Consider the following 12,661-nt stretch of genomic DNA (forward strand, 5'->3'; position numbering starts at 1 on the left):
GGTGGACAGCGACGAGGGTTCAGCGAAGGAGGAGAGATGGTCGACTACTCGACCGTGGCGCCGGGCGTGCACCTGGAGGAGATCACGCCGGCGGGTCCGGTCTCCGGCGTCGGGACGAGCATCGCGGCGCTCATCGGCATCCCTGCCGCGCCGCCGAACGGCGCTGATGCGGGCCGGGCGGTGCCGGTGACGAGCTGGAACGCGTACAAGAGCACCTTCGGCGACCTACGGGCCGGGCTCCACCTGCCGTACGCCGTCCGGGGGTTCTTCGACAACGGCGGCACCCTTGCCTACGTGGTGCCGGTCAAGGCGGTGGACGCGGACGGCCTCGACGCTGCGCTCGACCGGCTCACCAGGCTGCCGGAGGTCGGCCTGGTCTGCGTGCCCGGACTCGTCGACGCCGGCCTGCAGCAGGACAAGGTGATCAAGCACTGCGAGGACCTGCAGGACCGTTTCGCCGTCCTCGACGGCGCGCAGGACGCCGCCCCGCTGCAGAACGACGGGCCGCTGCTGACCCAGCGCGGCGGGCTGGCCTCCGGGAACGGCTTCGGCGCGCTCTACTGGCCGTGGATCCTGATCCCCAACCCCGATCCCGCCCCGCCGGCGACGATCGCCGTCCCACCCTCGGGCCACATCGCCGGCGTGATGGCCCGCTGCGACGCCACGGTCGGCGTCCACCGGGCACCGGCCAACGAGCTGCTGCGCGGTGCTGTCGGCGTCGAGTACACGCTGAACGACACCGAGCAGGGCGTGCTCAACAGCCGCAACATCAACGCCCTGCGGCGGTTCCCGGGCAGCCCTCCCGTGGTGTGGGGCGCCCGGACCCTGACCGACGGGCTGCCCTGGCGGTTCGTCAACGTCCGCCGCCTCGTGTCCTACGTCGAGGACTCCCTCGTGGCGGGGTTGCGGTGGGCCGCCTTCGCGCCCAACACCCCGGCGCTGTGGAAGGGCCTGGACCGGTCGATCAGCGAGTTCCTCACCCGCGTCTGGGAGTCCGGCGGCCTGTTCGGGCGCACCGCGGAGGAGGCGTTCTACGTCACCGTCGACGAGTCCATCAACCCGGAGCCGGTGCGTCAGCGCGGCGAGGTGTACATCGAGATCGGCCTCGCCGTGACCCGGCCGGCCGAGCACGTCGTCCTACGGATCGGGCTGTGGGACGGCGGAGCCACCATCAGCGAGGCCTGACCGGTCAGCGTCCGGCGGCGGGAGGGAGAGGCAGGAGATGCCCAAGACTGGAGAGCGCGTCGACCCGTTCCGGAGCTTCAACTTCCTGGTGGAGCTGGACGGGATCGCGCAGGGCAGTTTCACCGAGTGCAGCGGTCTCGGCTCGACGACGGAGGTGATCGAGAACCGGGAAGGCGGCGACAACGTCACCGTGCGCAAGCTCCCCGGCAAGACCTCCTACACCGACATCTCGCTGAAGTGGGGCTCCACCACGTCCACCGAGCTGTGGGAGTGGCGGCTGCAGATCGTGCAGGGCAACGTGGTCCGCAAGAACGGCTCGATCGTCGTCTTCGACCTGGCCAACCGCACCGAGGTGGCCCGTTGGAACTTCGCCCGGGCCTGGCCCACGAAGTGGGACGGCTCGGGGCTGAACGCCAAGGGGTCGGACATCCTCATCGAGACGCTCGTGCTCGCGCACGAGGGGTTGATGCGGGTATGACTGCCGGTGCGCTGGTCACCGAGGTGCCGTTCGAGCTGCCCAAGGGCTATGTCGACGCGGACGGGACGTTGCACCGCGCCGGCACGATGCGCCTGGCGACGGCGGCCGACGAGATCTACCCCCTCCGCGACCCGCGGGTGCAGGGCTGGCCCGCCTACCTCGTCGTCCTGCTGCTGGCCCGGGTGGTCACCAGGCTGGGCACCGTGCCGGACATCAACCCCGGCGTGGTGGAGGCCCTCTTCTCCGAGGACCTGGCCCACCTGCAGGACCTCTACAACCGGATCAACGGACTCACCCCACCGGTGCTGTCGGTCGTGTGCCCGCACTGCGGTGCGGGCCAGGAGGTGGAGGTGCCCCTCCTGGGGGGATGACCGGCTACCCCCTGGACCGGGTTCACCAGGAGGCAGCCTTCCTCGGACGACACGTCCACTGGACCCTCACCGAGGTGCTGACCTTGGACCACGCCGAACGACTCCGCTGGGTGCGGGAGGTCGCGGCACAGCTCGAGCAGGGCTGATCGCCCGCTCACCGGAACGAGGAGCGCGGGATGAGCGAAGGACCCGACCGCGAGGAGGCGGGCGCCGTTGCCGTGGGTCCGCGGGACGACCCGGACCGTCCGCCCACCCGGGGCGAACGGCTGGCGACGAGCGGGGGAGAGCTGCGCGACCGGCACCTGCTCGTCTACAGCTGGGAGGCAGGCTTCGCTCACCTCTTCCAGCGGCTGGACCAGCTGGACGGGTCGTGGGCCGAGCGGTTCGCCCGGAACGAGACCTCGCGCCCCTCTCCCGTCGTGTCCGCCCGGCGGTCCCGCCGCTCCGTCGAGAGCGCCGCCGGCGTCCATCCGGGTCCACCGGCGTCGGACGGCGGAGGCCCGGTGCTGCCGCCGGAGCCTCGGCGCCCGATCGGGCCGGCCCTGCCGCCGGACGTCCGCTCCCGGCTGCGGGCGGTCGCGGGGCCGGGCGCGGACCACCTGGTGGTGCGGACCGGCGCCGACGCCGATGCACTCTCGCGAGCGCGCCGGGCCGACGCCGTGACCGTGGGGACCGAGGCGTACCTGCGCTCCGGCCGGTTCCGGCCGGACAGCCCCGCCGGTTTCGCCCTGCTGGCGCACGAGGCCCGGCACGTCACCGCCGCACTCGACCGGGACAGCGCCGCCCGACGCGCCACCCCGCAGGGAGCCGGAACCGAGGAGGACCTCGCCCGGCGGGTCGAGCGGCGCGCCCGCAGCGCCGCGCCCACTGCGGGCGGCGCGGCGCACGGCCCCGGCGACCACCCGTCGGTCCCCGGCCGGCCCTGGCGGCCCGGCAGCCTGCCCGACTCCGGCCGGCCGGCCGCGCTGGGCTCCGCCTCGCCCCCGCCCCCGGTCGAGTTGCCGACCTCGGCACCGCACCCCGCCGGGGTCCCGGGGTCGGCCGTGCCGATGAGCGCGGACACCGACCGTGCCGAGGACACCCCCGCGGCCGGCGCCTCCTTCGACGTCGAGGCACTGCGCCGCAGCGTCATCGACGACCTCATGCGCAGGTTGCGCACCGACTTCGAGCGGGGAGCTTGACCATGTCCCTGCCGGTGGGCCGCCCCAGGCCGGTGCCGCTCGCCCTGCAACGGCACCTCGGCAAGGTGTCCAACACGCACGAGCTGGCCAAGGCGGTGCTGATCAACACGTCCACCGGGGCCGGCCATCCGGTGATGTACAACCCCGAGGAGATCAAGCTCGAGCAGGGCAACCAGTTCGCCGAGGTGGGCATCCCCGGCCTGGGCGCATCGCCCCTGCAGTACGTGCGGGGACGGAACCGGGTCCTCGCCATGGAGCTCTTCTTCGACACGTACGAGAGCGGCGAGGACGTGCGGGCCCACACGGCGCCGATCGTGCAGCTGCTGGACCAGGACCCGCAGACCCTCGCGCCACCGGTCCTGCTGTTCTCCCTGGGCAAGATCCAGTTCCGCTGCGTGCTCACCGACGCCGGCCAGCGCTTCACCATGTTCGCCCGGGACGGCACCCCCGTCCGGTCGACGATGTCGGTGCGGCTGCAGGAGTACGTCGAAGTCAGCGTCGAGGTCCGGCAGGGCGTCTTCCTCGGCTCGCCCACGTTGTCCGGAGCCGTCAACGCCGGGGTCGCGGCCGCGACCGCCGCGGTCGGTGGGTCGGCAGCGGCGGAGACGGTGATGCACATGGTGCTGGCCGGCGACACCCTGAGCGGCATCGCTGCCGCCTACCTCGGTGATGCCGCCCGGTGGCGCGACATCGCCCAGGCCAACCGGATCGTCGACCCGTTCGGCCTCGTCGTCGGCACTGCGCTGGTGCTGCCGCTGGCCGCCTCGACCGCGGCGGCGACGGGACCGGGGGCAAGACCATGAGGACGCCGCCGTACGCCCCGCGCTTCCAGGTGCGCCTGTCCGGCGTCACGGTGGCCGCCGAGCTGTCCGACCAGGTGCTCGGCCTGACGGTGGAGACCGACCTGGACCTCGCCGGCTCGTTCAGCCTGACCCTGCGCAACGCCGACAACCGCCTGCTCGACTCCGCCCTCCTCGACCTGGGCAAGACGGTGGAGATCAGGCTCGGGTACGGCCAGGAGTTGGTTCCCGCGTTCCTCGGCGAGGTGGCTGCCGTCGAGCCGTCGTTCCCCGCGGACGGCGCGCCGACGGTGACGGTGTCCGGCTACGACAAGTCCTACCGACTGCGGCACGCCCAACCGGAGCCGCGCGCCTATCCCGTGATCAACGACAGCGTGATCGCCGCCCAGATCGCCGCGGAGAACGGGCTCGTCCCGGTCGTGGACCCGGCGCCGTTCATCACCGACCGGGTCAAGGCCGAGACCGACATGGCGTTCCTCAAGGCCTGCGCCGAGCAGTACTTCTTCGACGTGTACGTCGAGTGGGACCGGCTGCACTTCCACTTCCCCCGGCCGCAGGCCGCCGCGCACGTCCTGGAATGGGGCCGGAACCTCTCCAGCTTCTCCCCGCGGATCTCCTCCGCCGGCCTGGCCGGCGTCCAGCAGATCCGCGTCTACAACCAGGAGCTCGCGCAGGCCCTGACGGTGACGATCCTGGCGGCCGACCTGGACCCGGAGAACCTGCTGGAGCGCCTGGGCACGGAGGCAGCACAGCTGCTGATGTCCTTCGTCCGCAAGGGGATCCGGAAGGAGCCCATCAGCAACCCGGTGCAGGCGGTGGCGGTGGCCAAGGCCGTCCTGTCGAACGTGCTGGAGGGGATGTACGAGGGGTCCGGCTCGTGCATCGGCGTCCCGGCCCTGTCGGCCGGGCGCTTCGTGCAGATCGCCGGCGTGGGTCGTCGCTTCTCCGGCACCTACCGGCTGCGCAAGGTGACCCACCGCATCGACGCCAGCGGCTTCCGGACCGATTTCTCCATCACCGCGCGCGGCCACTCCAGCCTGCTCGGGCTGCTGCGCAACAAGCTCGTCGAGGAGCCGGCGCCGAACGACACCGGGCACTTCTTCGGCGTCCTCGTCGCGGAGGTGACTTCCAACAACGAGCTGCTGGCCACACCGCCGGCGGCGCCGACCGGTCGGATCGAGGTGTGCTACCCGGGGCTGACCGGGAAGCAGGTCACGCACTGGGCCGAGTGCGCCCGCCCGATGACCGGGGCCGGCGCGGGGTTCTTCTCCCTGCCGCAGAAGGGCGACCAGGTGCTCGTGGCGTTCGACCACGGCCGCTTGAGCGCCCCGTACGTGCTCGGTTCGCTCTGGAACGCCACGAGCCGGCCACCGACCACCAACGCGGACGGCGCCAATCGGACGACGGTGCTGAAGAGCCGCTCCGGGCACAGCCTCACCTTCGACGACACCCAGGGCCTCGGCTCGCTCTCGCTCAGCGCCGCGGGCGACCTGGCGATCACGGCCACCGGGAAGATCACCCTCGAGGCCGCCGGCGGCACGACCAAGATCGAGCTCACGCCGGGCGGGGTGGACGTGACATGACGCCCAGGAGCACCGCATGACCGGCCCCGTGGTGCTGACCGCTGCACACGGCCTCAGCTGCCTGCACGGGGGCACGGTGGCCGCGGCGGCCTCCGACCGGCTGCGGGTGGCCCTCAAGCCGGTGCTGATCGCCCCGCTCGAGGGGAAGACGGTCAGCGGCTGCACGACCCCCGACGCCGCGGGCCCCCCACCGACCGTGAAGTGCCGGACAGTGGCCACGGTGACCGCCGGGGCGTTGTCCCGGCTCACCGTGCGACGGGTGTCGGTGCTGCTGACCGGGCTCGTCGCGCTCACCAGCGGCACGCCGCCACCCACCGGCGCCCCGGTGCAGGTGGGACTCGGGCCGACCCGGCTGCGCGCGGCGGTGGAGCCATGAACCCCGACGAGGTGCTCGGTCGGGGCCTGAGCTTCCCGCTGCGGATCGGGATCACCGGGCTGGCGGAGTCCGCCGGGGTCGCCAAGGTCGAGGAGTCGATCCGGGTCATCCTCAGCACCCAGTACGGCGAACGGGTCATGCGGCCGCGGTTCGGGGCCAACCTGCGGTCCCTGCTCTTCGCGCCCAACACGTCTGCGACCGCCGGCCTGGCCGCGTTCTACGTGTCCGACGCGCTCACCCGGTGGGAACCGCGGATCGAGGTCCTCGACGTGCTGGTCACCAATGACCTGGCCGGCGCGAAGCTCGTCATCGACGTCCGGTACCGCCTGACAGCCACCGCCCAGGAGCACCAACTGGTCCTTCCCTTCCCCCTGGAGAGTGCCGGATGACGCTGGAGTCGCGCCGCGGCCGAGTCCTGCCGCCCGATCTCGACGACCGCACCTGGCAGGACCTCGTCGACCAGATGCGGGCGCTCATCCCCAAGTACGCCCCGCAGTGGACCGACCACAACCCGAGCGATCTCGGGATCACCTTGATCGAGTTGTTCGCCTGGCTCGCCGAGGGCATCGTCTTCCGGCTCAACCAGACCCCGGAGAAGAACTACCTGGCCTTTCTCCAGCTGCTGGGGATCACCCGCGACCCGCCGACCCCGGCTCGGACGTTCCTGACCTTCACGAGCTCCGTCGACGGCCCGCGGGCCGTCCCCGCCGGCACCCAGGCGCAGACCGTCGACCCCACGGGCGGGCGCCCGGTCGTGTTCGAGACCGACGAGGAGGTCGAGGTCCTGCCGACCGTGCTGACCGCCACGCTGGGCCTGCCGCCGCAGGCGACGGGATCGGTCACCGGGACCTACCGCAACCTGACCGCGGTCCTCGTCGGGCCCCCGACGGCGGGCCTGCTGCTGGAGGTGCCGGCGGGGCAGACCGGCACCCTGCTGCTGGGCTTCGACGGCGCGGTCACCGGTGACCTGTCACTGGGTCTGCACCTGTACCAGACCGCGCGGCCGCCGGGGGCGACGCTGGACTGCCACTACTCCCGGGACGAGGACGAACCGTCCGACTGGCCGCGCGTCGACGCCGTCGTCGACGGCACGCAGGGACTCGTCCATGACGGGCCCCTGCGGCTGACCGTGCCTGCGGACTGGACGGCGCAGCATGCCGGCGGTCGCGCACCGGTGCGGGTCTGGACGACGGTGACCCCGCCGGACGAGGCCGCCGCCGTCACCGATGCGCTGTTCTGGCTCCGGCTGTCGGTCACCGCTCCCGCCCCCGCGGCACCCGGCGATCCCGCCCGGCCGGTCGTGGTCGGCATCGACCGGCTGGTCTTCAACGCCGCCTCGGCCCGGACGGCGTTGACCGTCCGCGAGCCCGAACTGCTCGGCACCAGCACGGGCCGGCCCTTCCAGGTGTTCCCGCTGGCCAACCGGCCGCTGTACCGCCGTCCCGGGTTGACCGGTCCCTACGCCCATCTCGAGGTGCAGGTCGGGACCGGGACGCCGACCACCTGGCAGACCTGGGACCTGGTGGACGACCTGCCGACCGGAGCCGGCCAGGTGTACCGCGTGGAACCCGTGGCCGGCGAGATCCGCTTCGGCAACCATGACGAGGAGACCGGTGCCGGCAGCGGCTCCATCCCGCCCAGCGGGAGCAGGATCCGGGCGCTCCGCTACCGCTACGTCGCCACGGGCGCGGGCGGCAACGTCGGGCCGGAGCAGGTGGTCATCCTCGGGACCACCCCGGAGGGTCAGGCCCCGCCCGGCATCGGGACGGTGAGCAACCGCGGACCGGCGCGCGACGGCACCGACGAGGAGCCGATCGAGGAGACGATGCGCCGTGCTCCGGAGGAGCTGCGCATCCGCTACCGGGCGGTGACGGTCGACGACTACGAGTTCCTCGCGCGGGAGGCCAGCAACGACCTCCGCGTGATCCGCTGCCTGCCGCCGCGTCAGCACGCCGCGACCGCCCCCGGCAACCCGCCGCCGTGGCGGGCGGGCGATCCCTGGGAGTTCGGCGGACTCGTGCGCGCACCCGGCACCGTCAATCTGGTCGTCGTCCCCGATCGGGGGCTGTCGGTCCGCCGGCCGGAGCCGACCGAGGACCAGGTCCGGCTGGTCCAGGGCTACCTCGACGCGCGCCGAGACCTGACGGCCCGGCTGGAGGTCGTGGCCCCGCGCTACCTGCCCGTGGTCGTCAACCTCGAGATCGTGGTCTGGCAGCAGGCGCTCGAAGCCGGCGCCAGCCGCAGCGCGATCGAGGCCGACACCCGGGAGCGGATCCAGCGGTTCCTGCACCCGACCCGGGGTGGCCCCGAGGGCACCGGCTGGCAGGTGGGCGACCCGGTCTTCACCTCCGACGTGTTCCAGGCGCTGATGCCGGCCCGGGACGTCGGCTACATCAGCGTGCTGCAGGTGAAGCCGGACACCCCCGCCTACCACGCGCCACCGCTGGGGCCGGGCGGCGTTTACAGGGCGGAGATCGAGCGCCCCTTCCTGCTGTCGCCGTTGGGGGCGTCGGTGCGGCTGGCGGACTACGAGCTGGTGTGCGCCGCCGACGACGGGCAGCAGCAGGTCAAGACCACGCCCGTGCGGCTCTGAGCGGACGGGGAGAGCGATGGCGGATCCGAGCAGCTACCTGGCCCACCTGCCACCAGCGCTGTGGAGCGGGACCGACCTGCCCGCAGGGGTGGACGCGGCAGCACGGGCGACGTCCCCGCTGGACCTCGGTGCAGTGCTGCGCATCTTCGAGAAGATCGCCACGGGCATCCCCGACGACGTCGTCCTCACCCACCGGCGGCACGATCCGGCGGGAACGGACGTGGTCCACGAGCACCGCGCGCTCACCGAGGAGATCGCGGACCTGCACCAGCTGTTCGACCCGTGGACGACTCCGGCCGACTTCCTGCCGTGGCTGGCCTCCTGGGTGGCACTGGACTTCCCCACGCTGCAGGACGAGCCGCTGTGGGAGGAGTACCAGCGCCGCAAGGTCACTGCCGGGATCGCCCAGATCTACCGGCTGCGTGGTCGGCGGGCGGGCCTGAACCAGTACCTCGAGCTGTACGCCGTCGGCCACACCCGGCCCCGGGTGACCGTGGACGACGGTGCTCGCCTGGTCACGGTGACGCCGCGTGCCGGTGCGCCCGCCGACGTCGCCGCACTCGTCACCCAGGGACCGGTCGTCATCGGCAACGCGCTTCGTGCCGAGGGGCTGACCAGGCCGTGGTCCATCGCCGTGGACGCGGCCGGTGACCTGTTGGTGGGGGACATCGGCCTCCCGGACAGCGCCGCCGTCACGGTGCCGAGCAGGCTGTGGCAGCTCGACCCCTCCGGGCGGTACCCGCTCACCGGGACGCCGCCCCGGCCGCGCCCGCTGGTGCCTCAGCTGCCGCTCAAGGACGTCGTCGGCGCGGCCGTCCGACCGCCGCGGGCAGCCGCGCCCGAGACCCTCTACGTGCTCACCCGGACTGGCCGGCTGTTCGCGATCCCGGCTCCGCTCGAGCAGTCGCCGGCCACGCTGGTCACCACGCTGACCGCACCCGGCGCCGCGGTGTCGATGGTGGGCCTCGCCGTCGACCCGAGGAGCGGGGACCTCCTCGCACTCGACCGCGGAGCCCGGGAGCCGGAGGCCGCGGCGCCGAGCGTGGTGCGGGTCCGGCCAGACCCGCTGGAGGTGACCCGGACCAAGCTCACCGGAGTGCGGGAGCCGCTGTGCCTGGCGGTGGAACCCGACGGCACGTTCCTGATCGGCGACGGGCGGGAACAGGCCCCAGCGACGCCGGCGCAGTTCCCGGGCAACCTGGTGCGCGTCGACCCCCGGCAGGACCCCTGGTCCGAGTCGCTGCTGCTGCCGGCCGACCGCGCGGACAACCCGCTGGTCTCGCCCACGGCCGTCGTCCGGCTGGCCGGCGCGATGTACGTGCTCGACGTCGGCCTGAAGCCGTTCGCGCCCTCGAACACCGACCCGTTCATCTGCCCGGTCGCCGAACACGCGGCGGTGTACCAGGTGGACTCCGATGGTGGCGCCGGCGTGGTGCCCATCACCGGACCCGGTCAGTTCGTGTACCCCAGCGGGATGGTGGCGACCGGGGACCGGTTGGTGGTCTGCGACCCAGGTCAGCGCGAGGTCGCCGGGCTGGAGCCGTACTGGGGGCGGGTGCGGCCGTTCCAGTTCGACGTGGTCGTCCACTTCACCGACTCGCGGCTGCCGCGCGATCCCCAGGACCGCAAGCGGGCGCTCGACCAGGCCGTCGGCACGATCAGCACGATCGTCACCGAGCAGAAACCGGGCCACACCGTGTGGACCCTGACCACCTCGATCCTGTGACCGGCCATCGAGCCGGCCGCCCGCCGACGCGCGGCGGGGCACGGCACCACGGGACCAGCGACCCGCTGACGACGACGCCCCGGCCGGTTCCGCTGCCGGTCGGGCCGACCCACCTGGAGGTGGCGCATGGATGAAGGCGTGGTCAGGCGTACGCAGTACTGGAATCTGTCGGTCGCCCACACGGTGCGGACCGGCGCCACCGGGCACGGCGAGAGCCTGACCGACCTCGAGAACTACCTGCTGCCGCAGGACCGGGCCCGGGGCAGCGGCCTGTTCGGCTGGGGCGTGGCACACGGCTTGGCCGTCACCGCGACCTCCGGGAGTCCCGGGGTCACGGTGAGCCCCGGCGTGGCGCTGGACGCCGCGGGACGCACGATCGTGCTGGCCCCCCAGGGGCTGGCCGTGGTGGAGCGGTCGCTGGACCCGCTGCAGATCCAGGACGTGCCCACGGTGCCGGTCGGATCGGATGGCGTGCCCGTGGTGACCACGGATCTGCCGAGCGACTGCCTGCTGACCATCACCTGGCGGGAGGTGGCGGGGGAGAACTCGCTGGCCAACGCGCCCGCGCTGCTGCACGCGCCGTGGCTGCGACTGGTCACCGCCGACGGGTTCGTCGACGGCGGCGACACGGTGGTGCTGGCGGCGGTGACGGTGGACGCGGCGGGCGGGGTGGGCGCGCTCACCCCCGGCCCCCGACGGTCCGTCGGCACGCCGAGCGGCCGGCTCGAGTTGAGTGCCCCTCGTGCCGCCGGCGGGCCGCCGCTGCGGGTCGACCAGGCACCCGTGGCTGCCCTCACCGTCACCCCTGAGGGCGACGTGGTCCTCAGCCGGCTCGGTGAGCAGGAGCCCGAACCCCTGCTCACCGTCGGGCCCGGCGGGGACGCCGAGCTGAGCGGCGGGCTCACGGTCCGGGGGGACGCCCGGCTGGACGGCGACCTGTCGCTCGGTGGCGCGTTGACCGTCTCCGGGGCAGGGCGGTTCGACGGGCGGGTCGGGATCGGGCTCGGGAACCGGCCGCCCAGTCGGCTGCTGCAGGTCGAGGGCAACACCGAGATCCACAGCGGTGGCGTGGGGGCCGGCTTCTCCTTCGCCGATCGCGCCGCGACGAGTCTGGTGAGCAACCCCGGGAACGGAGAGCGCTGGATCTGGTACGCCAAGGAGGGCAAGGCCCGGCTGTGGTCGGGAAGCGACAAGCTGGCGGTGACGCCTGCCGGACAGGTCGGGATCGGCCACGACCACCCGGACTTCCTGCTCGACGTGAACGGTCGCATCCGGCTGCGGCAGGCATCGGAGTCCTCGGCGGGGCTGTGGCTGTTCCAGACCGACGCGGCCGCGGACCGCGCCTTCGTCGGCATGGCCGGGAACGACGCGGTGGGCCTCTGGGGCAACGTCGCCTCGGACTGGGGCCTGACCATGGACGTGGGCAGCCTCGCCGTCGCGCTCAAAGGCGATCTCTGGCTGCCCAAGACCGGCGGCGATGCCGCGATCTTGACCCACGGCACGTACTTCAACGAGGGTCAGTTGACCCCCAACAACCTCAAGCTGCAGATGGACAGCCGAGGGCTCATCGTGGGGCAGCGACCGTTCGAGTTCATGATCGGTTACAGCTTCTTCCGCTCCGGTGGTGGACCTTTCGGTCACCTCGGTTTCCGCAACGACTTCGTGCGGCTGTTCGGCGTGGACCAGGAGGGGCATGCCTTCTTCGCCGGAGGCAAGGGCGGCTACGTCACCGACTACTTCGTCAACGCCGCCGGCGACACGGTCGAGCAGGGCGACGTGGTGGTGCTGCAGACCGGGGTGCCGGTCGCCTGCTACGGGTCGTACGACGGGATCCCCATCCCGGAGGTCGACCTGACCGACCGGCCGTACGACACCCGGGTCTGCGGGATCGTGGCCGACCTCGTGGCGGGGGCGAGCCTGCCGGGGGTGGATCCCCGCATGCACCCGCCGTCGGAGGAGGGCGCGGAGGAGGGACCCGACGCTCCCGAACACCCGCTGGCCAGGTATGCCGGCAGTACGGACGACGAGCGCACTAAGAGCTTGGAAGGGAATTACATCAGTGTAATTCGTCGTCGATGGTTCGCGGTGTGATCGTGTAGTTCCACTCTGGGTGGAACGGATCGCCGTCGAGCCGGACGTCGGCGAGTTCGGCATCGGTGACCTTGATCTTGTCGGGATAGGAGCCCTCGTCCAGGCGGGCGTAGACCTTCAGCCCGGTGCGGGTGGTGGTCGAGGCGATCAGGTCGATGATCACCTGGCGGCTCTCCAGCGGTTTGCCGCGCCAGTTGATGGTGATAAAGCTGAACAGCCGATGTTCGATCTTGTTCCATTTGCTGGTGGCCGGGGGAAGGTGGCAGACGCGGACGGT

Annotated in this window: 12 protein-coding genes and 1 pseudogene; 12 read left to right on the top strand and 1 reads right to left on the bottom strand. The window is 72.5% G+C overall.

Annotation, left to right across the window (positions count from 1 at the left end; genetic code table 11):
- The first annotated feature begins 36 nt into the window (after positions 1-36).
- The 12 genes from BLW04_RS17755 to BLW04_RS17805 all read left to right on the top strand — a co-directional run bounded on the left by BLW04_RS17755 (position 37) and on the right by BLW04_RS17805 (position 12,384).
- Positions 37-1,185 carry a phage tail sheath family protein gene (locus BLW04_RS17755; protein WP_091544288.1) on the top strand — a complete coding sequence of 383 codons (1,149 nt, stop codon included), beginning with the start codon at positions 37-39 and terminating at the stop codon, positions 1,183-1,185.
- Between the two features lie 37 nt (positions 1,186-1,222).
- Positions 1,223-1,663 (top strand): phage tail protein, encoded by a 441-nt coding sequence (locus BLW04_RS17760; protein WP_091544291.1) that lies wholly within the window; start codon positions 1,223-1,225, stop codon positions 1,661-1,663.
- Positions 1,660-2,034, top strand: a complete 375-nt coding sequence (locus tag BLW04_RS17765) for a hypothetical protein (RefSeq protein ID WP_091544293.1) — start codon at positions 1,660-1,662, stop codon at positions 2,032-2,034. The genes BLW04_RS17760 and BLW04_RS17765 overlap by 4 nt, the downstream gene beginning before the upstream one ends.
- Positions 2,031-2,180: a DUF6760 family protein gene (locus tag BLW04_RS26880; RefSeq protein WP_175484123.1), complete on the top strand. Its 150-nt coding sequence runs from the start codon at positions 2,031-2,033 to the stop codon at positions 2,178-2,180. Before BLW04_RS17765 ends, BLW04_RS26880 begins: the two co-directional genes overlap by 4 nt.
- A gap of 30 nt (positions 2,181-2,210) precedes the next feature.
- Positions 2,211-3,215, top strand: a complete 1,005-nt coding sequence (locus tag BLW04_RS17770; RefSeq protein WP_091544296.1) for an eCIS core domain-containing protein — start codon at positions 2,211-2,213, stop codon at positions 3,213-3,215.
- Between the two features lie 2 nt (positions 3,216-3,217).
- Positions 3,218-4,018 carry a CIS tube protein gene (locus tag BLW04_RS17775; RefSeq protein WP_091544301.1) on the top strand — a complete coding sequence of 267 codons (801 nt, stop codon included), beginning with the start codon at positions 3,218-3,220 and terminating at the stop codon, positions 4,016-4,018.
- A complete protein-coding gene (locus BLW04_RS17780) occupies positions 4,015-5,598 on the top strand; it encodes a phage baseplate assembly protein V (RefSeq protein ID WP_139306894.1) in 1,584 nt (527 codons plus the stop codon). Before BLW04_RS17775 ends, BLW04_RS17780 begins: the two co-directional genes overlap by 4 nt.
- Positions 5,599-5,614: 16 nt before the next feature.
- Complete coding sequence (locus BLW04_RS17785; protein ID WP_091544308.1) at positions 5,615-5,974, top strand: hypothetical protein; 360 nt, start codon at positions 5,615-5,617, stop codon at positions 5,972-5,974.
- Positions 5,971-6,363 (top strand): GPW/gp25 family protein, encoded by a 393-nt coding sequence (locus BLW04_RS17790; RefSeq protein WP_091544311.1) that lies wholly within the window; start codon positions 5,971-5,973, stop codon positions 6,361-6,363. The genes BLW04_RS17785 and BLW04_RS17790 overlap by 4 nt, the downstream gene beginning before the upstream one ends.
- Positions 6,360-8,567, top strand: a complete 2,208-nt coding sequence (locus BLW04_RS17795) for a putative baseplate assembly protein (RefSeq protein ID WP_091544314.1) — start codon at positions 6,360-6,362, stop codon at positions 8,565-8,567. Before BLW04_RS17790 ends, BLW04_RS17795 begins: the two co-directional genes overlap by 4 nt.
- Positions 8,568-8,583: 16 nt before the next feature.
- Complete coding sequence (locus BLW04_RS17800) at positions 8,584-10,293, top strand: phage tail protein (protein WP_091544317.1); 1,710 nt, start codon at positions 8,584-8,586, stop codon at positions 10,291-10,293.
- Between the two features lie 138 nt (positions 10,294-10,431).
- Positions 10,432-12,384, top strand: a complete 1,953-nt coding sequence (locus BLW04_RS17805; RefSeq protein WP_139306895.1) for a hypothetical protein — start codon at positions 10,432-10,434, stop codon at positions 12,382-12,384.
- Here BLW04_RS17805 and BLW04_RS17810 read toward each other — a convergent pair.
- Positions 12,350-12,661 (bottom strand): annotated as a pseudogene (locus tag BLW04_RS17810) (ISAzo13 family transposase); the annotation flags it as partial. The gene BLW04_RS17805 and the pseudogene BLW04_RS17810 sit on opposite strands and share 35 nt — an antisense overlap.

The sequence above is a fragment of the Modestobacter sp. DSM 44400 genome, from assembly GCF_900107175.1.
GTDB lineage: Bacteria > Actinomycetota > Actinomycetes > Mycobacteriales > Geodermatophilaceae > Modestobacter.